The organism is Leptospira selangorensis (genome assembly GCF_004769405.1).
Taxonomy (GTDB): domain Bacteria; phylum Spirochaetota; class Leptospiria; order Leptospirales; family Leptospiraceae; genus Leptospira_B; species Leptospira_B selangorensis.
In genome coordinates this window covers 360,206-380,089 of record NZ_RQES01000010.1, presented here as the reverse complement: position 1 = coordinate 380,089, position 19,884 = coordinate 360,206, and the positions used below count along the sequence as shown (strand labels likewise).

Here is a 19,884-nt window from a genome sequence, read left to right as displayed (position 1 = left end):
CTAAAATGCGCACTCTCTGTTGTATCCTTTTGTTTTGTGCAAGTTTATCTTCTTATTATCCTCAAGAAGAAAATAGAAGAGAATGGAATAAAGCAGCAAAACAAAAAGTTTTACTTCTTCACCAAAGTGGGAAAGAAGCTGAGAGTCTTCCCTTCTTAGAAGAATATGTTAAAAAAAATCCGAATGAATTGATCTATAAACTTTATCTGGCTAGGGCTCTTTTTTGGAGAGCAGACTTGGAATTGCCGGGTCATTCCGAAGATGTATTTTCCAGAATGGAGAAGGTCCGAAAGATCAGAGACAATTACCTCCGAGCAGCGGGTCTGTTCGAAGAGAATGTTGGTTATTTAGGAAAGGTAAGTCCTAGGGATCCCGATTTGGGAAAGTGGACCTTTTTATGGGCAATGTCGGAGTGGTATGCCGGCCGCGAAGATAGGGCCATCCAGCTATTTAAGAAGTCTTTTAAGCATGATTTTCGCCTGAACCAGGCGAATTATAATATCGCAGCTATTTACGAAAACTTGGGACAGATACTAGATTCTCAAATTTATTACGGAACCTACTTGAAAAACGAAAAGGAACTGAAAGAAGAGGAGTAATGGCCCGTGTCGAAAGAAGATTTCAGATGCTCCTCACTGAGGAAGAATTCGAATTATTAAGGACTGAAGCGGAGAAAAGAGACCTATCCGCTTCAGAGTTGCTTCGCTCCTGTTTTAGGAACGAAGTTTTTAAATCCGATTCTTACCAAAGATTGGAAGCTTTGAGAGAATTATCCAAAATTTATCCGGAAGCGAAAGTTTGAAATTATTAGTCTCTTCCGATTGTTTTAAGGAATTGATACTTGGAAATTCCTCTTCTCGTCGTTCCGTATCGAACGCGATCGAATCACTTACCAAAAAAAATCATATTTTCGTTTTGGCTCTTCCTAGTTTGGATTCTGTCCTTGAAAAAGAATCCGATCCTTTAACAAGAGAGATCATCTGGACCCAATCTAAAAATCTGTTTTTGGATTTTCTCCCTGTTAGAAAGGAAGAGATCTCACTTGCGATACGACTTTCTTCCTCTAAAAACTTGGAATGGAAGGAATGGTTGGAGATTGCTACGGCTTCTTTGGCGGATTTGGACGGGATTTTATGTACGAATCCCAAATGGAAAGAGCAGAATCTAGTAAAGATCCTACTCGCTCAGGAAATAGACCTCGACGGAGTCGCTTAACGGGCTCAGTTGGTCCGGGCCATTTTCGGGATCGTAAACCGAATTATAAGCGGCAACTTTGAAATAATACGTTAGCCCCTTTTGGAAGAATAAAAGTTTTTTATCGTAAGGGTCTTTACGAGGTTTCTTCTTTTTCTTTTTGGATTTAGGACTTTCGTCTTCATCATCGTTTTCTTCCGGTTTTTCCGCGTTCAAAGAAATGAGTCGATTGTCTATACACTGACAAAGTTTAGGGCCGCTCATATCATTGCGCTTAGGACAACTGGAGTCATCGCCCAAGATAGGATCCAAATACTCGCTCATCGGATGTTTGGTTTTTCCTTTGGTAGTTAGAACAGGCATTTTACCTTTTGCCAATTCTTTACTTGTACCTTTTAGTATCCCAACCATACGATTCGGGCCGACTCCATAGTGAATGACATAGCCGCCTTTCTGCTGCACATTCCTTTCCGGATTTTGGGTCCAACTCAAACAAACTCTAGGACCCTGAGCTTCAGGATCATAATCGTCAAAGTTCACTATTTTTAAACCGGCGGGTCTAACGGGAGGAATAGTTTCTCTATAAGAAAATGTTAATGCTTCTAATTCAGGGCTGGACTTTGATCCCGAATCGGTCTTAAATTTGACCTTTACCTGGTAATATTTGAAATAAGAAAGTTTGTTTCCCCAGACCTTGTCTAATGGAATACGATAACTGGAAGATTTTCCTTTAGGAGAACTTTCTTCTTCCGTTTCTCTGTATGGATCATCCTCTTTAAATTCTTCTTCGATTTTTCTGAGATCGATAGATCTCCAGGCCGGATATTCTTCCGTTTTCGAAAAAATTTTAGGAGAAGATCTGAAATATAATTCTAATACCGAGGACTTAGGGACATTCGCTTTTAATAATACTGCTTCCGGGACAGAATTGGAAAATTTGGTCTTATAAACGGTGGATATTGCAGTTCCGAATTTTGCATCTGCAGTAAAGGAAGATGGGTCATATTTTTGACCATCGTATTGAGTGGATAAGACCTCCGGATCGGGACTTCCTTTGGAGACGAGAAAATCATCTAACCACCCGTAAAAACTTTCCCCGATCTTAAATGGAGTGCTGTCTTCCGGATGAAAACCGATTCGAATGATCGGTTCTTTAGAAGAAATAGAAGATCTGTCGGTTTCTTTTCCGTTGATATATAATACGATCTCTCTTTGAGCAGGTTTAAAATGAATGATAAAATGATTCCAATCAGATCTGGAAAGTCTGGAATTACCTGCAAGTTTTAGTGATAGATGTGTTTTGTCGACTTTCTGAAAAAAATTACGAAATTCTAATATTGGAATCTCATCTTTGATCCTGAGATCCCAGCCGAATTTTTTTCCTCTGGTATATAGATCCTTGGAGAGTAGGACAGCTTCCTTATCTAGGTTTCCGGGTAATAGAAAGAAGGAGATATAAAATTCTTCCTTAATGTCCGGACTTGTAAGTATTCCCTTTGTTTTTCCTGAAACTTTGATCCCGGATCTTTTGCCCACAAAACCTGCGGATCTTTTTCCGGAATGTGCTTTTGCCGAATCGGGAAGATAAGAAGAAGTTAATATTCTGTAACCGCCGGCCTTATCATTCAGGTCTGCAGCTTCTTTCTCTTCAAAATCTAAAAATAGATCCGAACCTTCTTTACGATCACGGGGACTTAATTCTAATTTAGGAGCTCCGTTTTCGGTACTTCCTAGACGAACATATTTAAGAACGAATGCGCTTAAGGAGAATGAATTAGATTCGGCAGAAATAGAGCCGGAGAAAAAGGAAACAAGACCGACCAAACCTAAGAGATAGACCGGATAAAGGATCTTGTTTCGCATTCTTAAAGGTGTTTTTCCGTTTATTAAACGATGGTGTCTAACTGACCCACTCTTCTTTCATGGCGTCCGGCTTCGAAAGAGGTGTTCAACCATTTTTGTACGATGCGGGCAGCAAGGTCTTTGCCTAAAACTCTTCCGCCTAATACCAATACGTTTGCATTGTTATGGCGACGAGACATTTCTGCTGTGAACTCATCATGGCAAAGAGCAGCTCTGATCCCCTTATGACGGTTTGCTGCGATAGAAGCTCCGATTCCTGTTCCACATAATGCAATCAGTCCATCCACTTCTTTAGAGAGTACTTTTTTGCAGGCGTCCGCGATTACTAAAGGATAATCCACAGAGGTCTCATCCTTTGTGCCGAAGTCCAGGATCTCTATCGAGTCCGCCAATTCTTTGCGAAGGTATTCTTTAAGTTCGAATCCACCGTGATCGGATGCGATGCCAATTTTTTTCATGTTCTATAGGTACCGTACCTATGTGAATTCTCCGATTCAAGCAATTTACAGCAAGGATCGGAAAATAAGGAAAAGTTTCTTAATCGAAGAGTCCTTCTTTCAAGAAATCGGGAGCAGTCTGGTAGAATTCCCAATGTTGGAAGAAGAGGGCCATATAGGTGTTTTGGAAAGTGGATAAGGGTAGAAGTTTCTCAGATAAGGATTGAAACTCCGCCTGGTGTAATCTTGCTAAAAGTTCTTTTTTGGCTTCTAGGAAGTTGCGCAGGTTTTTTTCTTCAAAGGCGGATAAGCGGATAGTCTTCTCGTCGGAGAGTAAAAAGTTTTCGTAATAAGAAAACATGAGCTCTTTGGTTTCCCTATGATGAGAATGGTCCGCGAGTAAGATAACTTGTTCTTCTTTAGTTAATCCGGACATACGGATACATTCTAAACTTTGGTAAGCGGATTTTGCTTCTTGTAAGGCAAGATTTTCTGCAATCTTGGTTCTTTCTTCCGGAGAAAGTTTAGAAGTATAAAATTCCTTTAATTCTTTGTGGCTGTTGCCTTGGGATAAACAATGGCCTATCTTTAATTTTGTGGGGAAAAATAAAGGAGAAGCGGATATCTTTATAATACCCGCACATATAAGAGTTAAGATGAGAAGAATGTGTTTCATTCTATTCTTCCAGAAGATTTAGGCCTTCTTCTCGAATTCCTTCATGTATCCTACTAGAGCGATCACACCTTCTTTAGGCATGGAATTATAGATAGAAGCCCTTAAACCACCTACAAGTCTATGACCTTCTAATCCATGAAGCCCTCTTTCTTCCGCTCCTGCTAAAAACTTAGATTCTAAATTTTTGTCATGAATCGTGAACACAACGTTCATTACTGATCTTGAATTCGGTTTTACGGGAGCATTATAGAAGGAAGTGGTTTCCAAATAATCGTATAAAATTTTGGCCTTCTCCTCATTGATCTTTTCGATCTTCTCCACTCCACCTAGATCCTTTAACCATTCGAATACAAGTTTGGCCATGTAGATGGAATATGTAGGAGGAGTATTGTACATGGATTTGTTTTTAGCAGTCAGTGCATAATCCATCAATATAGGAATAGTTCTGCCGGAACGTCCAAGTAAATCTTTGCGGATGATCAGAACGCTTAATCCCGATGGCCCGATATTTTTTTGTGCCCCTGCGAATATCGCGCCAAACTTGCTAATGTCTATCTTTCTAGAAAGAATTTCGGAAGTCATGTCCGCAATCAAAGGTGCCTTAGTGATATTCGGAATCGTTGCATAACGAGTTCCTAATAAAGTATTATTAGAAGTGATATAAACATAAGCTGCTCCTGGATTTACCATGGAGTCATTGAGTTCAGGAGACTCGGTGTATTTATGATCTTCTCCGTCATAAATTTTTTTGACCGGGTTGAATCTAAGTGCTTCTTCCATAGCCTTCTTAGCCCAGATACCTGTGACCGCAAAGTCAGCGGACTCTCCATCTTTCAGAAGATTTAAGGGCAGGGCGGAGAAGTGAAGGCTAGCTCCTCCGGAAAGAAACATAATTTCGTAATTTTCCGGAACAGATAATAATTCTCTGAGCAAGGAAAGGGAAGTATCGAGGACTTCTTCAAAAAGTTTTCCCCTATGGCTATCTTCCATAATGGACATACCGGACCCGCGGTAGTTTAGAAACTCAGAAGCCGCCTTCTCCATGACTGGAGTGGGTAACATCGCAGGACCTGCGCAAAAATTGTAGATTCGGCGCTCAAATTTGCTCATGAGGTTAGGGTAAAAACCAGGTCTCGGGAGGCAACTTCTTACTGTTCCAACATTCGAGAAGAATCGAAAAATCCTTGGCAGAGTCCTATCTAGAATCATAAGATAGCCATTCGTCTCTCCCAAGTTTGGGGGTATTCGTTTTTCAAAGGAGTTCCATAATGTCACGGATTCGACTGGCCGTATTTCTAATCTTCCTCGGAAGTTTTAGCTTTCCGATCTTCGCCCAAGAGGGGCCTAAACTTGGAGAAAAGGAAGTTCGCTCTTCCGGAAAAGTGAACTTCGTCAACAGATCTGCTGCAAGAGCGGATGAAGAGACAAAAGGAAGTAACGCGAGAACAGGTGCTGGATTATCCGAAGCATTAAAAAAGGATCCCAAATCGGCAGCTTCTGCAGACGGGATCACTGCGATCCGCATTCTTCCTGATGAGAAAGAAAAAAAGTTCGGAGCAGATCTAATCAGTATTGGTAAAGATGCTGATTACGGACATATTAACTCCATCCAAAGGATTCTTTCCGGATATGTGAAAGCAAATTTCGGATATTCGGAAGCAAACTCCGATACGTTAGCAACTTATATACTTTATTATAATGCGATCCATCGTAAAAGTGCAGACTATGTTAAACGTAAATACAATAGCGAAGTTGTAAAAAACGCACAAAATGATAAAATCGGTATCGGCAGACGTTATACGGAATGGCCTGGAAAAACCCAGATCGTTATTCCTATCGTAACCAATATTCTTTCGGCTGATGGAAAGGATCTGGATACTGATGAGCTGGAGAAAGAAGTCAATAAGGACCTAGATAAAAAGAAAGAAGGTCAAGACGATAAAAAAAGAATGAACGACCTTCAGAACGAGAAGGCAGAAGAAGAAAAACGTAAACTCCAGGATAAAAAAGAAGAGAATAGGAAAAAACAAGAAGATGCATCTAATAAAGAAAGAGATGCAGAAAGAGAGATCCAGGAACTGAATAAAGATCCTGTTAAGAACAAACAAAAGATCACTCAAAAACAAGAAGAACGTAAACAGGCACAACAAGAGCAACAAAAGGCCAAAAAAGAAGAGCAACAATTAAAGGAAAAAGAGAAGGAGATCGCTAAAAAAGAAGAATCTCGTAAATCGGATTCTAAGTCTTCCTCATCTTCTTCTGATTCCAAAAGTTCTTCTTCCGGAGATTCAAAAAAATCCGAAGCTAAGTCCGACGACAATAAGTCCAAGGAAGAGATCAAACAAGAACTGAAAGAAACTAAAAAAGAGTTAGAAACAGTTAAAGAAGAGCAGAAGAAAAAAGAAGAATTCGACAAGAACGTTGTCGGTGGAAAAATCCTATTCCTTAAAACCTTAAAATACACTTCTGATGGACATTATAGCAACGAACTTCACGCGTTAGATCCTTCTAAAGATGATACAATCTTCAAAGGTGACTTTAACAAGATTTGTGGGCGTACGTTCGAAGTAGTGGATGGAAAAGCACTCGTAGTTGGTTACGAGTCTGATCACTCAGCAGCTCACAAACTCATTCTGATCGATCAAGAAACACTGAAACCTGCAGTTTGGTCCGGTGATTCCGTATTCTGGCGAACTCCAATGATCGTCAAAGGGGAAGAGATCTATGCTTTTGAAGAAAGAAACGGAAAATATTATTTAAGCCGTTACGACAAAGGTTTAAAGAAAACTGCCGGAACTGAAGAAGAGATCAGCCCGAACTCAAACGTAACTTTCTTCGGTGAAAAAATTTACGTTACCGGTAAAGAAGAAGGTTCCGGAAAAACTGAAATCGCAGTGTTCAGCAAATCGGATCTTAAATTGATCAAAAAAATTAAACCTTAAGATTAACTGATTGTTAAGAAGAGAAGGCGGGCTTACACCCGCCTTTTTTATTTCCGGAGAAGGTCCGATAGTTTTAATTTTTTCTTAAAAGCCAAGCCCCCAAGAATACGGAAGCAATTTCGGTAGCCATACTCAGATAAATATACTCATTCCCTGGCCCGTCCAAGAATAGGGTGTATAGTCTTGCTATAAACAATCCTGCAGCACTCGCAACGGAAAGAAGAATAGCCTGGGTCTTGAACTCAGGTTTTATTAAACCATAATATACTATCAGTCCAACCCCGAAACATAAACCTGAATACATTGCCCTGAAGTCCGCAAGCGCTGCACTTGAATGGATCGTATACCCGATCGAATTCGCTAAAGGAACCGGAAATAGAAGGAAGGCTATAGTAAATCCGGCATACACTGCCAAGTTTAAAGCCAGAAAAATTTTAGTGATCCAACCTATAAGTGAACCGGTTTGATCTGAAATAGAGTGAGTTTGCATCTTTGTCCTCTTGTTTGGGATGAGAAGAAGATACACTGTTTCGAGAGACAGGTCGTCCGGCGTTATAAAGGTTTACACATTTTTCGATAAGAAATCGGAGTTTTTTGGGTAAGTTTCAAAAAAGCCTCATTAAAAGAAGAACGATTATTAAATCCGACAGTCATTGCGATTTCCAAAACGGTTTTATCCGTTTCAGACAAAAGTTGTTTTGCATCTTCTATCCGATGGTGGTTGATCAAAGAAAAATATCCTTTTCCGATCCGATTATTGATCAGTTCCGAAAATTGGTGAGTGGTTAGGGATAATTCTTTTGCAAGTTCAGCCAATGACAGATCTTCTCTTCGATGGATCTTTTCGGATTCGAATAGAAAGTTCAGTTTTTCTAATATAGGATCGATTTTTAATCCTTCTAACCGGGTCCTGGAATATTTTGTCTTAGCTAGATCGGATTGAATTGTTTCCGGAAAATAGAAATATTTTCTGCGGATATAATATACAAGTGAAACAGCAAGAGTCACTGTTAAAAGTGCAAGTTTCAAAAAGATAGGATGAAAGATCAGTCCGACGATCCCAAAAACGGAAACAGTCAAACAATCTAATGCAAAAATCCCGAATAAGATCTTAAATTTCAATTCGGAGATTTGGAGAAGTATCTTGAAAATCGGAAAAACAAAACCTAAAGAAAAAATCCCAGCTCCCAAATAGAGGATCCCTGTTCCGGAAATCGGATCTTGCGTACTCCATTGGATCTGGAAAGAGTTACTCGGATATTCTCCCAATCGGAAAAACAAAACCAGTCCTAAACAAAGTAAGAACGGAAGGAAGAAGAACAGATGTATGGACTTATATCTGAAATCTTCTTCCAAGAAAGCTAGAAGAGATAAAAAAGCAAAAGTTGGCGGAAGATACAAAAGAGGAAGATTCCAAAGTTTTAGGTTTAGATCCCGACCTGCATTCGGGTTTAGGACCAAAGAACCGGAAAGTTGCATAAATCCTAAGGAGATAAGGGTAAGAGAAAGTAAAACCTGGAATTTATGTTTTCTGTCGGAAGGAAATTCTCCGATTGCAAGCAAGAATGAAAGAAATCCTCCGAAGAGGATCATCCCATCTGAAAACCATCCCAGTAACTCAGGCATGGTCTTATTGTATTTTAGGAATAGATTAGTCTAATCGAAATTCGAATTAGAAAAATTATCTCATGGAAGTAAGGTCTCTGTAAGCTCTTACAACACCATCAGCTAAAGTTTTAGTGAATGTGAGTGCCACTCTTGCTTTTTCAGAAGCTACCATCACTTCATGAGCGTCCACACTGTTTGGATCATATACCATTTTTTGAGTCAGTTCGTCTGCTTCTACCTGTAGTTCGTTTACAGAGTTGAATGCATTTCTCATTGCTTCTGAAAAACTTTCGGCAACATAGTCGGGAGCCACCGGTTCTTTAACATCTCCGTAATGACGTTGGTCGTCTATCTTTACGGAAACTTTATCTCCCTTAGGAGAAAGAGGAAAACGAGAATCGGAATATCCCGAGTTATAATTGTACCAAAGTTTAGAATTAAAATCTACGTTCATTCTTCTCTCCTATTAAGCTCTTCCGATCTCTAAGGCTTTGTTGAACATCGCCTTGGATCCGTTGATCATCTGGACGTTTGCCTCATAAGATCTGGAAGCAGAGATCATGTCCGTCATTTCGGTGACTATATTTACGTTCGGCATTTCTACATAGCCTTTTTTAGGCCCGATCTGGATCGCATCGGGGTGGGTAGGATCATAAGTTAATCTTAAAGGACTCATATCCTTTTCGATTTTCATTACTTTTACACCTTTACCTTCTCCTGGAGAAAGACCAAAAGGATAAACAGGGCTTTTCCATTTGGTTCTAAGATTTACAGGAGTCAGGATCACTCTGTCCCTACGGAAAGGACCGTCACCATTCGTATTTCTGGTAGTGGTTGCGTTCGCGATATTGTTCCCGATCACATCCATCCGGAGTCTTTGAGCGGAAAGTCCGGTGGCGGAGATATTAACTGCGCTAAATAGTCCCATCTTCTTCCTCTAAATCTTAGCTATGTCTCTATTGAGATTAAGCCAACCTCATTACGTTCTTCAAATCACGGAAGTTCGCATTCAATCTTTCGACCATCATCATGTATTGCATTTGAGAATTGGAAGCTTCCATTACTTCTTTCTCAGGATCCACGTTATTTCCATCTGCTCTGACTGTGGTCAGATAATCTATGTTTGCCTTAGGCTTTACGGATTTATAATCTAATGGAGTAAAAAAGGAGATATGACGTTCGTCTTCGATCCTAGTCGGGATCGCTTTAGAAGCTTCTATCTTTTCGGATTCCAATGCTCTTTTGATCATGGATTCGAAAAGTACTTCACTTCTTTTAAAATGGGGAACATCCGCATTTGCGATATTGTCCGCGAGGACTTTTCTTTTCATAGAGGCGGCGTTCATTCCCTTCTCTAGTAAGTCCTGAGTCTTCATGAAATGTGTTTTTTGGAACATAAAGCTCTCCCGTATAAAATTTCGGTTGAAAATCAAAATTCCCAAAGATAAAAAAAGAAAACTGGCCGAAAATTTCTCAGAAAAGGCCAAAAAAGGACTCAAATCGAAAATGGGTGAAAATTCGGAGATTATCGAGATCAAGCCGGAGCTAACTGCCCTTTTTAACGACTATTACGCATTTCGAAACCAGTTGATGGACGCAATCGCCAAAAAACCGGTTAAAATCGTCTTGGATCTGGGCAAAATTCCCGTGATGAATTCCATATCCATCAGTTCCTTGGTTTGGTTTTGCAAAAATGCAAAGTTAGAAGGGATAGAGATCGATATAAGAGAGATACATCCTGATTTAATGAAAACATTCGAAGTTCTTAAGATCGACGAATACTTTCAACGAATCTAAGTCGCAAGATCTGCTTCTCACAATACCCCGGCTCTTATAGGTTCAAGGGCTTCGGGAATTCCCTGGACATCCTTACTACGCGGTATAGCTTGGCTTCCATGAAAAAAATTCTTTTTTTCCTAGCGATCTTATCCTTATTCATAGGTTGTCAACCTCCTCTACAGGAGAGAGTCTTAGGTATATGGGAAAGAACTTCCGTTTGTACGGCTGACGGGCAGTGTAAAAATTCAGAGCCAGGTAAGGCTCCTAAACTTTCCATATTCAGGCCTGGACTTGCGATCTACGAAAATCCGGAAGATCCTGAAAACCAGCGCAAGATAGAATATGAATTTTACGAAAAAGAAACTAAGTCCAGAGAGCCTGAGCTTATATTTAGGTTTTTGAATCTAGGATTCGATATTCGTTATATCGTGAAAAAAGCGAATAAAGAAACTCTGGAACTTTCTAATCCTGATCTGAACAATACTGAAATTTATAAAAAATTAGGTCCTGCTCCAGAATGATTATTTGTCGGAAGAAACTTTCTGCAATCCTCCTAAGCTCTATACTCTTATTCGGAGTCAGCATAGGATCTAAGGAAACCGAAACTTCCGACGAAAACCAATCCATACTTGCCCCTTCTCCGGAAGGGGAATTACCTCTTCCTCCCCAACCAACTGACCAAAGCGAAGTCTCTAGAAGAAAATACCAGATCCTGGCTTTGAACACTGAGACAATCAATCTATTAAGATCCAATGCTCTTGCACGTGCCCAAGCGAATATAGAACGATTGAAAAAGTTGGATCCTGATTGTTTGGAATATCATTATCTGAATGGTGCGTATTTGTACGTGATAGGAAGATATCCCCAATCCAAAAAAGCACTTTTAAAAGCTGTGGAGATCAATCCAAGTCATGATCCATCTTATTATCTTCTTGGAATGATTTTTGTAAGAAGAAGTAAATGGGAATCTTCCGTATCCTACTTCCAAAAAGCTGTCGAGCTTGCGAATTATAACCCTTTTTACAGATTGAATATGGCTCTGGCTTATTTTGAAACAGGGCAATATCTAAAAGCAAAAGCGGAAGCGGAGAAGGGAATAGAACTCAAACCTAATTATAGGAACTTAAAACTTATATTACTAAAAGTGAATTTTCTTTTAGGAAATAAAGCGGATGCTTTGGCTCAGTGTAAGGAATTTGCGAAAGAAGGTTTTATTCATAGGGAATTTGCTTATATCTATGCAAGGCTTGCAATGGATTTAGATAAAAATTTCCGCAAAGCGATCAAACTTTATAATCAGTTCCCTGATCTTCCTTTTAATGAAAAAAGATTTTTGGCCCATGCTTACTTTCATACTTCGAATTACAGGGCTTCTGCAAATATATATTCTATAGTTTCAGGTTCTAAAATATTTTCGGAAGAAGATAGGATCAATTATCTCAGATCTTTGGTGTATATTAAGGATTATAGGAGATTAGAATCTTTTGTAGCTTCTTGGATGTTGGAAGAGCCCGAAAAAAAATTAAAGATCCAAGAGGCTTTGGATACTGCGGAACTTCTAAGAGAGAACGATCCGAAAGTATATCATATGCTTCCTTCTCGTTCTCCTTATTAATTGATTATTCGGCTGCTTCTTCCTTTTTAGTGGGAAAGCGAAGAATATAAAAGATTACGCATATACCGATCACTGCCATTCCGATCCGAACTGGAAGAAGAGGTGCAAATATCGCACTGATCGTCATTGTGATCACGATTGTGGAAACAGAGATAATTTTTGCTTTAAGAGGGATTGCCTTATGGATTCTCCAATCTCTAATGAAACTTCCAAAATATTTATTATTCATCAACCAGTTATAGAACTTTTGAGAAGCCCTTGCATAACAAGCGGCGGTTAGAAGTAAGAATGGAGTAGTGGGCAGAACCGGCGTGAATATCCCGATAATTCCAAGAATTAAGGATATGGTCCCTATTATGATCAATAAATAACGAACGAATCCATATCTATGAAGTTTTACTTCGTGGCTATAATCTTTTTGCTCTGCCAATGGGTGCTACCTCTCACTAAGGTTTGTTTCGTTTTCGATTATATCGATATAAAAAAAGGGAGGCTATAGCCTCCCTTTTGCAAGAACCATTTCCGTTGGTTTTCGGAAAATTCTTATCAGGTATCCTTGAGTGCAGTCACGATTTCTTGGGTGGCTTTTTTACCATCTTGGAAATACATTAAGCAGTTTTCTTGGATGAAGAGCGGGTTAGGAACTCCTGCGAATCCTGGGCTTAAGGAACGTTTGATCACGATAATGGTTTTTGCTTTATCCACATCTAAGATCGGCATTCCTGCGATTGGAGAACCTGGATCTGTTTTTGCCAGAGGGTTTACCACGTCGTTTGCACCGTTGATAATTACTACGTCCACAGTGTTGAAAGTTGGATTGATCTCGTCCATTTCCTTCATTTTGTCGTAAGGAATATCAGCTTCTGCTAATAGAACGTTCATGTGACCAGGCATCCTTCCTGCAACCGGGTGGATCGCGAATTCAACTTCGATATTCTTATCAGTAAGTTGGTTATAAAGTTCGCGAACTGCGTGTTGGGCTTGAGCAACTGCCATTCCGTAACCAGGAACGATAACCACTCTTTGTGCCATATCAAGTAACATTGCCACTTCTTCTGCGGAAGTTGCTTTTGTTTTTCCTGTATAGATGTCGCCGGAATCAGCGGAAGAAGTAGCTGCTCCAAGTCCTCCGAAAAGAACGTTTGGAAGAGAACGGTTCATCGCCTTACACATGATCTGAGTGAGAAGGATACCGGAAGCACCTACAAGAGATCCGGAGATGATAAGAACATTGTTTCCTAAAACGAATCCAGTTGCAGAAGCTGCAAGTCCTGAATAAGAGTTAAGAAGAGCGATTACCACCGGCATATCCGCTCCACCGATTGGAATTACTAATAGAACTCCAAGGATAGAAGCAACTAGTACGATGTACCAGTACCACTCAATCTTAGTAGGCTCGATTACATTTAAATAACCTAAATAAAGTGAACCGATTAAGAATAAAACTTTTACGATCTGGTCTCCGAAGTAACGAACTGCTTTTTCAGAGATCAAACCTTGTAGTTTTCCGAAAGCGATTAAACTTCCTGTAAGAGTCACAGCTCCGATAATACCGGTTGCTGCAGTAGAGATTGTGAACTGAAGATCTGCAAGTTGTTTAGTGTCATGACCAGGTTGTAGGATTTCCATTAAGGAGTTTCCACCAACTAAGAAGGAAGCAAGTCCTCCCAGTCCGTTCAGAAGCGCCACTAACTGAGGCATTCCTGTCATTTCTACTTTAAGAGCGATAAATGTTCCGATTCCAGTTCCAACTAAGAGTGCAGCACCGATAATGATGATATCGTTTTGGTTGATAGTTCCGTATTCGAAGAATACACCTACAACTGCGAGGAACATACCGAATGCTCCGGTAAAGTTTCCTTTTACTGCAGTTTTAGGATGAGAAAGTAACTTTAATCCAATGATAAAAAGGATACTTGAAACTAGATAAATGAGGTTGATATACGCTTTTTCCATTTATGGTTTAATCCTTTTTCTTGAACATTCCCAACATGCGGTGAGTTACTACGAACCCTCCGATCACGTTGACGGTTGCTGCAACGATTGCGATAAATCCCAATACTTGAATAATCCAATGATTTGTAGTATGAAGAGTTAAGATCGCTCCGATGACTGTAATCCCTGAAATGGCGTTAGAGCCTGACATAAGAGGGGTATGTAATAAAGGAGGAATACGGTTGATGACCTCGATTCCTACGAACACTGCGATTAAAAATATCGTCAGGTAGCTTACGAACTGTTCCATATTAGCTTCCTATGGACGGCGGCAGGGGAAAATTCCTCAAAACCGATGCCTTAAAATCTGTTCGTTCACTTTTCCGGGACGCCTGCTTCCTGAAAACCCTTTTTTCGAAGCAAGCAGGAGTCGCATTTTCCGCAGGGTTTGCCTCCTACGGGATCATAGCAAGAATGAGTCATAGAAAATGGAACACCTAGTTTAGAGCCCAATAACACGATCTCTTTTTTATCTAAGAACTGCAAAGGTGTGCAGATCTCGAGAGGATGACCCTCTGCTCCAGTTTTGGTCCCGATGCGGATCGCGTCTGAATACGCTTTTATAAATTCAGGTCTACAATCCGGATAACCGGAATAATCCAAAGCATTCACACCAATATAGAGTCTTTGGGCTCCGATACCTTCTGCCAAAGAAACTCCGAAAGATAAAAACAAAATATTTCTTCCGGGAACATAAGTGTTGGGGATCTCAGAATGACCCAAAGAATTTTTAGGTACCTTAATCTTCTTTTCAGTAAGAGAAGAACCTTGGAAAAATTCAGGATTCAATTTTTGGATCAGATGTGGAACTTCTAAAAGTTTTGTGATCTTTTTGGCGGATTTGAGTTCTTGTTTGTGTTTTTGATTATAATCGAAGGAAAGAGCAATAGGGGAATAACCATCTTGGATAGCTTGGTACAAACAAGTCGTAGAATCTAATCCACCTGAAAAAAGAACGATTGCTTTTGGGTTTTTAGAATGAGATTTCGTTCGAACACTGTTCGACTTGGAAGAAGGGCTCATCTTTATTATTTCTCAGAAGGTCCGTTATAAACGCATGCACTCGTACAGGTTTCGTTTAATGTGATCTTGTGTAAGAGAGAAAGTTGAGGTTTCAGTTTTTTCCACAACCAGATGCTGATATTCTCGCTGGTTGGATTTTCTAGACCTTCAATTTCGTTTAGAAGATAATGATCTAGATAGTTTTCGAGCAAAGGTTTAACAACCTTGCTGACTTCTGCGAAGTCCATCAACCAACCGGTTTTTTCGTCCACCTTACCTTTCAGATGTAATTTGAATCGAAAACTATGCCCATGCATCCTCCTACACTTATGACCTTCCGGAACGTTCGGTAAAAAGTGAGCTGCATCGAAACGAAATTCTTTGGTAAGTTCTATTTCTTCCATTTAGATGTTGGACGAATGGTTGATTCTGAAAAATGAAAGTCCGGTCTCGAAGTACCGATCCGGAAATACGCGGACCGACTTTGTAAAGTCGGCCTAAGAAAGATCAGGAGCGGATTATTTTTTAACCAGTTCTTTCAGGATTTCCTGTTTTTTCTGGTCCTTCTGAAATTCGTTTAATACCAGCCACTCACGTTTGATTTGTTTCTCGTTAATACCTTTTGCTTCCGCGTATTTTTTGAGAAGTTTAGCTGTTTTTTGGTTCATACCAACCAAAATCCGGGCTGTTTCCCCAGTGTCAAGTATAGAAGGTCCGCTTGTGCCGGACTACCATTGCTAGCAGGGGTTGGGATATTAATGTGGGAAATCCTCTGCCGGATTATGTCACATCAACATTCTTGGTACGGGCATTCTGCACCTGCAGGTTCCACTTCCACAGTTGCATGAGGGATATGAAATTCTTTGGTGATATTGCGGATCTTCTCTTTTAGCTTCTGAGCTTGAACGATAGAAGTTTCCTGAACACCCACATGAAGAGTTAGAACATGATAATCTCCATCCATGGACCAAAGATGAAGATCATGAACCGAACGAACTCCTTTCAATTTTAAGATACGATTTTCTAATTCCTTCGTATCGATCCCTTCGGGAGAAGATTGCAAATGTAAAAGAAGTATCTTTCTTAAATTACGGAAGGATTGGATCCCAACCCAAAGAGAGATAGCGATGGATAAAACCGGATCTACCCAAGACCATCCGAATATGATCAGAGCAATACTACCGAAGAATACTGCAACCCATCCCAGTACATCTTCTAGAAGATGAAGGAACGCAGTCTTTGCATTTAAACCGGAACTATTCTTTAATTTGAATAATGCAGCTCCGTTTACGATCACACCTAATACGGAGAGACCTAACATTCCCCAACCATTCGGAGAACCTGGTTCGTTTAATTTGGTAACAGCAAAGAATAAGATCCCGAAAGATCCTAAAAATAGAACAAAAGAATTTACTAATGCGGCAGAAAGACTGAGTCTTCTGTAACCGAATGTAAAGGTTTGGGTCCTTGGTTTTGCTGCGATCTTTTGGAAGATCCAAGCAAGAGCTAAGAAACCACTGTCTCCCAGATCATGAAGAGAATCGGAAAGAATTGCTAAGCTGTCGAAAAAATATCCGCCTACAAATTCTATCCCTGCAAATCCGAAGTTTAAAAGAAATGCAAATAGGAATGCACGAGAGTTCTCAGGCATAGAAGACGCGTGAGGATCACCCGAATGGGAATGAGAGTGTCCATGATGATCATCGTGAGAATGATGATGCCCGTGCATGGATCTAAAATAAAGAACATATCTAAATTCTTCCAGTCACTTTTTTATAAATTGGTTGCAGGATAACGGGTTCTCTTTATCGATAAGAGCAGGTATGAGTGAAACTTCAAAAGAACAAGAGTTGGAGATCATCGCAAGAGAAGTGGCTCCTTGTGTTCGATGCAAATTAAGCAGTACTCGGACCCAAACTGTTTTCGGAGAAGGAAATCCGAACGCTGAAGTCATGTTCATAGGAGAAGGTCCAGGCAAACAGGAGGACCTAACAGGCAGACCTTTCGTTGGAAAAGCAGGAGAATTATTAACTAGAATTATAGAAAGAGGGATGGGAGTTCCGAGAGACAGTGTCTACATCGCAAATGTCACTAAGTGTAGACCAACCGTAGATCTAAAATTTGAAAAAGACAGACCTCCCGAAGATGACGAAGTAATCGCATGTTCTCCTTTTTTACTCAGACAAATTTCTATCATACAACCAAAGGTGATCATAACCTTAGGAAATCCTTCCACTAGATTTATCCTAAGAACAAAAGAAGGAATCACCAAACTGAGAGGACATTGGGGAGATTTTCATGGGATCCCTGTTATGCCTACTTACCATCCCAGTTACGTAATCCGTAACGGTGGGGAGAATAGCCCCTTAAAAAGAGATGTCTGGGAAGATATAAAAAAGGTCTTGGACAGACTGGATTGGAAACGTCCGGGATAGTATAAATTGATCCGATCCCAAGTAAAAAGAAGTCTCTTGTAAATTTGTTTCTTGCAGATGGGAAAACTCGGATCTAATCTGACCCTCTATTTGTGATCTTTGGTGTAACTACCTGATCTTCGAATGGAGAATTCTTTCAGGAGAATCGAATGGAAAATTCAACGACTCGCGCCAAGTTTGACGGGGCCGGATGGGACCTATTTAAATTATATCTTTTTAATGCTTTGGCTACGATCAGTACATTAGGCATTTATTCTTTTTGGGCAAGAGTAAGAGTAGAAAGATTTCTAAGACAACATACTGTTTTTTTAGGACAAAGATTCGATTTCCACGCAACCGGATTGGAAAGATTTTTAGGATTTTTGAAAGCGGCTCCGATCGCGATCATCCTATTCTGTGCAATTAAATTCCCTTTACAATGGTGGGTCTTTAGTGCTGAGCTTGAACCTCTTTCCAATTTAATTCCGATCTTTCTTCTTCTATATATTTTAGGACCTTTTATCTTTGTAGGAAGATTAAGATTCCATTTAAGTAGGACTTCCTATAATAATATCCGATTCCATTTTGCGGGAAGAGTTCTGGAACTTGTCAAAATTTTCTTAGTAGGACTCCCGCTTACGATCATCACTTTCGGATTTTATTCTCCATGGTTCACGATCCGACTGAAAAGATTTCAGATAGAGAATACATATTATGGAAATGCGGGATTTAAATTTGATGGAACAGGAGGTTCTTTATTCTGGATCCATCTAAAAGGTTTCCTTCTACTTATACCTACATTAGGATTTTATGCTTCTTGGTGGCAGGCAAATGTTTACAACTATTTCTGGAATCAAACAACGGTAAACGGGATCAGATTTAAGTCCAATTTAAAGGGAGAAGATATACTAGTTTATACCATTCTTTCTTATATGGCGATCTTGTTCTCCCTAGGTTTGGCATTTCCTTGGATTGCGGTTATTTGGTACAAATTATTCTACGAGGCAATTTCTTTAGAAGTGGAACCGGATTTAAGCCAGATCCAGCCTGAATTTGACAAAGGTGCTTCCGCATTAGCAGAAGGATTCGAAAGTTCTTTAGAAGCTCTGGCAGATATATTCGATTAATTCCAGTCCAATATACATATGAAAGATAAACTATACGATGGAAAAACCGCTATTCCTTTTGAAGGGGAACTTGTTCCGGAGAAAGACAGACTAGTCTTTCTTTCGGAGCAAAAATCCTTTAGTTTCCAATATTCTGATATTCTAAACCTAGATCCTGTAGGCAGAGAATTTAGATTAGAAATAAGGAATCCGGAAAATCCTACGTATAGTTTCGTTCTAGTATTCTATTCTAGAGAAAGTTATAGTTCTGTTCTTGCGGGTAGAAAATCTCATAATAAATTCCCTCTTTTAGATCTATGGCAGAATACTCATTTTGCTCTTAAACTTGGTGCATTGGCCCTAACTGCTTTTTTAGCTTTTTCAGTATATAATGCAGGCCTTTCTTACGCTTACTTTTTTGTTCCGACTAGTTACGATAAAAAACAATCGGAAGTAATGTCAGGATGGGTGAGGGATTATTTTCCTGAATGTTCTTCTCCTGCTTTAAAGTCTACAATGAAGAAGATCAGTAAAAAGCTGAAGGATGCAGATGACCCATTTGATTATGATATTATCGTGATCGATGACGAGGTGTTTAATGCGTTCGCAATGCCTGGCGGGACAATAGTAGTTTTTACCGAGTTATTGAAGAAGACAGAAACTCCGGAAGAACTTGCAGGAGTATTGGCTCATGAGATGGCGCATATTCATAAAAGACATGGGGTTCGTAGGCAAATCCGTTCTGCCGGAAATGTTGTGTTATTATCTTTAGGGATTGGTTCCGGATTCGAAGGAGTGGACATGTTGGAAAACATGGACTCTCTTTATGAGGTCTTGAGTGTTACTATCTACGATCAAAAATTTTCAAGGGAATATGAATCGGAAGCAGACGAGATCGCTTTGGAAAAATTAAAAAAATCGAATCTAACAGGAGAAGGATTCTTAAACTTCTTTAAAAGGATCCAAGAAGAATACGAGGTCCCTCAAGAAGGAGAAGAAGCTGCCAATAGTAATGGCGCTGTAAAAATCCCGGATTTTTTAAGTTCTCATCCTGCCACAGAGGACCGGATAGAATATGTTAAGAATATCATTTCTCATCCGAATTACCCAAAAGGAAAATTAGGAATTTCGGGCAAAGAATGGAATCGTATCCAAAAACTTTGCTCTCCAGTTAAGCCGCGAAAAGAATTTAAGAATCCTTTGGGTTTGTAGGAGCTCCTACAAACAGGGGGATCTATAGTTTATGCGATGTT

Annotated in this window: 27 protein-coding genes; 11 read left to right on the top strand and 16 right to left on the bottom strand. The window is 39.8% G+C overall.

The features are described 5' to 3' along the window. Positions 1-5: 5 nt before the first annotated feature. Genes EHO58_RS07455 through EHO58_RS07445 form a run of 3 tightly spaced genes read left to right on the top strand, consistent with a single transcriptional unit; the run spans position 6 to position 1,215 of the window. Positions 6-599 carry a tetratricopeptide repeat protein gene (locus EHO58_RS07455; RefSeq protein WP_135628133.1) on the top strand — a complete coding sequence of 198 codons (594 nt, stop codon included), beginning with the start codon at positions 6-8 and terminating at the stop codon, positions 597-599. After that, positions 599-802, top strand: a complete 204-nt coding sequence (locus EHO58_RS07450) for a hypothetical protein (protein ID WP_036089237.1) — start codon at positions 599-601, stop codon at positions 800-802. Before EHO58_RS07455 ends, EHO58_RS07450 begins: the two co-directional genes overlap by 1 nt. Then, positions 799-1,215: a hypothetical protein gene (locus EHO58_RS07445; protein WP_135679512.1), complete on the top strand. Its 417-nt coding sequence runs from the start codon at positions 799-801 to the stop codon at positions 1,213-1,215. Before EHO58_RS07450 ends, EHO58_RS07445 begins: the two co-directional genes overlap by 4 nt. On the opposite strand, the gene EHO58_RS07440 is transcribed toward EHO58_RS07445, so the two are convergent. From EHO58_RS07440 to serC, 4 genes are all read right to left on the bottom strand, one after another. Beyond that, a complete protein-coding gene (locus EHO58_RS07440; protein WP_135679511.1) occupies positions 1,177-3,057 on the bottom strand; it encodes a hypothetical protein in 1,881 nt (626 codons plus the stop codon). The genes EHO58_RS07445 and EHO58_RS07440 overlap by 39 nt on opposite strands. A gap of 23 nt (positions 3,058-3,080) precedes the next feature. Further along, complete coding sequence (rpiB, locus tag EHO58_RS07435; RefSeq protein WP_135628136.1) at positions 3,081-3,515, bottom strand: ribose 5-phosphate isomerase B; 435 nt, start codon at positions 3,513-3,515, stop codon at positions 3,081-3,083. A gap of 79 nt (positions 3,516-3,594) precedes the next feature. Next, on the bottom strand, positions 3,595-4,170 hold the full coding sequence (locus EHO58_RS07430) for a hypothetical protein (protein WP_135679510.1): 576 nt from the start codon (positions 4,168-4,170) through the stop codon (positions 3,595-3,597). 18 nt (positions 4,171-4,188) lie between these two features. Next, the gene (serC, locus tag EHO58_RS07425; RefSeq protein ID WP_135679509.1) at positions 4,189-5,280 is read right to left on the bottom strand and encodes a 3-phosphoserine/phosphohydroxythreonine transaminase; all 1,092 of its coding nucleotides are present in this window, start codon (positions 5,278-5,280) and stop codon (positions 4,189-4,191) included. A gap of 158 nt (positions 5,281-5,438) precedes the next feature. Between serC and EHO58_RS07420 the strand changes: the two genes are divergently transcribed. After that, the gene (locus EHO58_RS07420) at positions 5,439-7,112 is read left to right on the top strand and encodes a P83/100 family protein (RefSeq protein ID WP_135679508.1); all 1,674 of its coding nucleotides are present in this window, start codon (positions 5,439-5,441) and stop codon (positions 7,110-7,112) included. 73 nt (positions 7,113-7,185) lie between these two features. Here the strand turns inward: EHO58_RS07420 and EHO58_RS07415 are convergent, their stop codons facing one another. From EHO58_RS07415 to flgB, 5 genes are all read right to left on the bottom strand, one after another. Next, entirely contained in the window at positions 7,186-7,602 is a 417-nt protein-coding gene (locus EHO58_RS07415) for a DUF4345 family protein (protein WP_208728732.1), read from the bottom strand. 62 nt (positions 7,603-7,664) lie between these two features. After that, a complete protein-coding gene (locus EHO58_RS07410; RefSeq protein WP_135679506.1) occupies positions 7,665-8,738 on the bottom strand; it encodes a helix-turn-helix domain-containing protein in 1,074 nt (357 codons plus the stop codon). Between the two features lie 55 nt (positions 8,739-8,793). Continuing rightward, complete coding sequence (gene fliE, locus EHO58_RS07405) at positions 8,794-9,174, bottom strand: flagellar hook-basal body complex protein FliE (RefSeq protein WP_100708872.1); 381 nt, start codon at positions 9,172-9,174, stop codon at positions 8,794-8,796. Positions 9,175-9,186: 12 nt separating this feature from the next. Further along, positions 9,187-9,648, bottom strand: a complete 462-nt coding sequence (gene flgC / locus EHO58_RS07400) for a flagellar basal body rod protein FlgC (RefSeq protein WP_008594730.1) — start codon at positions 9,646-9,648, stop codon at positions 9,187-9,189. A gap of 37 nt (positions 9,649-9,685) precedes the next feature. Continuing rightward, a complete protein-coding gene (flgB, locus tag EHO58_RS07395) occupies positions 9,686-10,117 on the bottom strand; it encodes a flagellar basal body rod protein FlgB (RefSeq protein WP_100767186.1) in 432 nt (143 codons plus the stop codon). Between the two features lie 109 nt (positions 10,118-10,226). Between flgB and EHO58_RS07390 the strand changes: the two genes are divergently transcribed. The 3 genes from EHO58_RS07390 (at position 10,227) to EHO58_RS07380 (ending at position 12,114) form a co-directional block, all read left to right on the top strand. Then, positions 10,227-10,517, top strand: coding sequence for an STAS domain-containing protein (locus tag EHO58_RS07390; protein WP_036089317.1), 291 nt, complete (start codon positions 10,227-10,229; stop codon positions 10,515-10,517). 98 nt (positions 10,518-10,615) lie between these two features. After that, complete coding sequence (locus tag EHO58_RS07385; RefSeq protein WP_244241097.1) at positions 10,616-11,020, top strand: LIC10301 family lipoprotein; 405 nt, start codon at positions 10,616-10,618, stop codon at positions 11,018-11,020. Further along, complete coding sequence (locus EHO58_RS07380) at positions 11,017-12,114, top strand: tetratricopeptide repeat protein (protein ID WP_135679503.1); 1,098 nt, start codon at positions 11,017-11,019, stop codon at positions 12,112-12,114. Before EHO58_RS07385 ends, EHO58_RS07380 begins: the two co-directional genes overlap by 4 nt. A 4-nt stretch (positions 12,115-12,118) precedes the next feature. Here EHO58_RS07380 and EHO58_RS07375 read toward each other — a convergent pair whose 3' ends face one another. From EHO58_RS07375 to EHO58_RS07350, 7 genes are all read right to left on the bottom strand, one after another. Beyond that, a complete protein-coding gene (locus EHO58_RS07375) occupies positions 12,119-12,544 on the bottom strand; it encodes a YbaN family protein (protein ID WP_135679502.1) in 426 nt (141 codons plus the stop codon). A 116-nt stretch (positions 12,545-12,660) separates the two neighbouring features. Then, the gene (locus EHO58_RS07370) at positions 12,661-14,070 is read right to left on the bottom strand and encodes an NAD(P)(+) transhydrogenase (Re/Si-specific) subunit beta (RefSeq protein WP_135628146.1); all 1,410 of its coding nucleotides are present in this window, start codon (positions 14,068-14,070) and stop codon (positions 12,661-12,663) included. A 7-nt stretch (positions 14,071-14,077) separates the two neighbouring features. Continuing rightward, complete coding sequence (locus tag EHO58_RS07365) at positions 14,078-14,359, bottom strand: NAD(P) transhydrogenase subunit alpha part 2 (protein WP_008594681.1); 282 nt, start codon at positions 14,357-14,359, stop codon at positions 14,078-14,080. A 65-nt stretch (positions 14,360-14,424) separates the two neighbouring features. After that, on the bottom strand, positions 14,425-15,132 hold the full coding sequence (queC, locus tag EHO58_RS07360; protein WP_135679501.1) for a 7-cyano-7-deazaguanine synthase QueC: 708 nt from the start codon (positions 15,130-15,132) through the stop codon (positions 14,425-14,427). Positions 15,133-15,137: 5 nt separating this feature from the next. Then, positions 15,138-15,515, bottom strand: a complete 378-nt coding sequence (queD, locus tag EHO58_RS07355) for a 6-carboxytetrahydropterin synthase QueD (RefSeq protein WP_135628148.1) — start codon at positions 15,513-15,515, stop codon at positions 15,138-15,140. Positions 15,516-15,629: 114 nt separating this feature from the next. Beyond that, positions 15,630-15,779 (bottom strand): hypothetical protein, encoded by a 150-nt coding sequence (locus EHO58_RS19535; protein WP_008594055.1) that lies wholly within the window; start codon positions 15,777-15,779, stop codon positions 15,630-15,632. Positions 15,780-15,901: 122 nt separating this feature from the next. Beyond that, complete coding sequence (locus tag EHO58_RS07350) at positions 15,902-16,762, bottom strand: cation diffusion facilitator family transporter (RefSeq protein ID WP_244241096.1); 861 nt, start codon at positions 16,760-16,762, stop codon at positions 15,902-15,904. Positions 16,763-16,771: 9 nt separating this feature from the next. Between EHO58_RS07350 and EHO58_RS19790 the strand changes: the two genes are divergently transcribed. From EHO58_RS19790 to EHO58_RS07335, 4 genes are all read left to right on the top strand, one after another. Next, on the top strand, positions 16,772-16,906 hold the full coding sequence (locus EHO58_RS19790) for a hypothetical protein (RefSeq protein ID WP_280101462.1): 135 nt from the start codon (positions 16,772-16,774) through the stop codon (positions 16,904-16,906). Between the two features lie 28 nt (positions 16,907-16,934). Next, a complete protein-coding gene (locus EHO58_RS07345; protein WP_135679499.1) occupies positions 16,935-17,546 on the top strand; it encodes a uracil-DNA glycosylase in 612 nt (203 codons plus the stop codon). A 149-nt stretch (positions 17,547-17,695) separates the two neighbouring features. Continuing rightward, a complete protein-coding gene (locus tag EHO58_RS07340) occupies positions 17,696-18,652 on the top strand; it encodes a YjgN family protein (RefSeq protein WP_135679498.1) in 957 nt (318 codons plus the stop codon). An 18-nt stretch (positions 18,653-18,670) separates the two neighbouring features. Continuing rightward, positions 18,671-19,843: a M48 family metallopeptidase gene (locus EHO58_RS07335; protein WP_135679497.1), complete on the top strand. Its 1,173-nt coding sequence runs from the start codon at positions 18,671-18,673 to the stop codon at positions 19,841-19,843. The last annotated feature ends 41 nt before the right edge of the window (positions 19,844-19,884 follow it).

Bases quoted from the DNA above. Each gene is read 5' to 3' on its own strand.
- EHO58_RS07390 (WP_036089317.1), top strand. From the start codon at position 10,227: ATGGGTGAAAATTCGGAGATTATCGAGATCAAGCCGGAGCTAACTGCC.
- EHO58_RS07335 (WP_135679497.1), top strand. From the start codon at position 18,671: ATGAAAGATAAACTATACGATGGAAAAACCGCTATTCCTTTTGAAGGG.
- EHO58_RS07455 (WP_135628133.1), top strand. From the start codon at position 6: ATGCGCACTCTCTGTTGTATCCTTTTGTTTTGTGCAAGTTTATCTTCT.
- EHO58_RS07350 (WP_244241096.1), bottom strand. From the start codon at position 16,762: ATGCCTGAGAACTCTCGTGCATTCCTATTTGCATTTCTTTTAAACTTC.
- EHO58_RS07365 (WP_008594681.1), bottom strand. From the start codon at position 14,359: ATGGAACAGTTCGTAAGCTACCTGACGATATTTTTAATCGCAGTGTTC.
- queC (WP_135679501.1), bottom strand. From the start codon at position 15,132: ATGAGCCCTTCTTCCAAGTCGAACAGTGTTCGAACGAAATCTCATTCT.
- EHO58_RS07380 (WP_135679503.1), top strand. From the start codon at position 11,017: ATGATTATTTGTCGGAAGAAACTTTCTGCAATCCTCCTAAGCTCTATA.
- fliE (WP_100708872.1), bottom strand. From the start codon at position 9,174: ATGAACGTAGATTTTAATTCTAAACTTTGGTACAATTATAACTCGGGA.
- flgC (WP_008594730.1), bottom strand. From the start codon at position 9,648: ATGGGACTATTTAGCGCAGTTAATATCTCCGCCACCGGACTTTCCGCT.
- EHO58_RS07450 (WP_036089237.1), top strand. From the start codon at position 599: ATGGCCCGTGTCGAAAGAAGATTTCAGATGCTCCTCACTGAGGAAGAA.
- EHO58_RS07345 (WP_135679499.1), top strand. From the start codon at position 16,935: ATGAGTGAAACTTCAAAAGAACAAGAGTTGGAGATCATCGCAAGAGAA.
- EHO58_RS07370 (WP_135628146.1), bottom strand. From the start codon at position 14,070: ATGGAAAAAGCGTATATCAACCTCATTTATCTAGTTTCAAGTATCCTT.
- queD (WP_135628148.1), bottom strand. From the start codon at position 15,515: ATGGAAGAAATAGAACTTACCAAAGAATTTCGTTTCGATGCAGCTCAC.
- EHO58_RS07420 (WP_135679508.1), top strand. From the start codon at position 5,439: ATGTCACGGATTCGACTGGCCGTATTTCTAATCTTCCTCGGAAGTTTT.
- rpiB (WP_135628136.1), bottom strand. From the start codon at position 3,515: ATGAAAAAAATTGGCATCGCATCCGATCACGGTGGATTCGAACTTAAA.
- flgB (WP_100767186.1), bottom strand. From the start codon at position 10,117: ATGTTCCAAAAAACACATTTCATGAAGACTCAGGACTTACTAGAGAAG.
- serC (WP_135679509.1), bottom strand. From the start codon at position 5,280: ATGAGCAAATTTGAGCGCCGAATCTACAATTTTTGCGCAGGTCCTGCG.
- EHO58_RS07430 (WP_135679510.1), bottom strand. From the start codon at position 4,170: ATGAAACACATTCTTCTCATCTTAACTCTTATATGTGCGGGTATTATA.
- EHO58_RS07440 (WP_135679511.1), bottom strand. From the start codon at position 3,057: ATGCGAAACAAGATCCTTTATCCGGTCTATCTCTTAGGTTTGGTCGGT.
- EHO58_RS07340 (WP_135679498.1), top strand. From the start codon at position 17,696: ATGGAAAATTCAACGACTCGCGCCAAGTTTGACGGGGCCGGATGGGAC.
- EHO58_RS07410 (WP_135679506.1), bottom strand. From the start codon at position 8,738: ATGCCTGAGTTACTGGGATGGTTTTCAGATGGGATGATCCTCTTCGGA.
- EHO58_RS19535 (WP_008594055.1), bottom strand. From the start codon at position 15,779: ATGAACCAAAAAACAGCTAAACTTCTCAAAAAATACGCGGAAGCAAAA.
- EHO58_RS07415 (WP_208728732.1), bottom strand. From the start codon at position 7,602: ATGCAAACTCACTCTATTTCAGATCAAACCGGTTCACTTATAGGTTGG.
- EHO58_RS07385 (WP_244241097.1), top strand. From the start codon at position 10,616: ATGAAAAAAATTCTTTTTTTCCTAGCGATCTTATCCTTATTCATAGGT.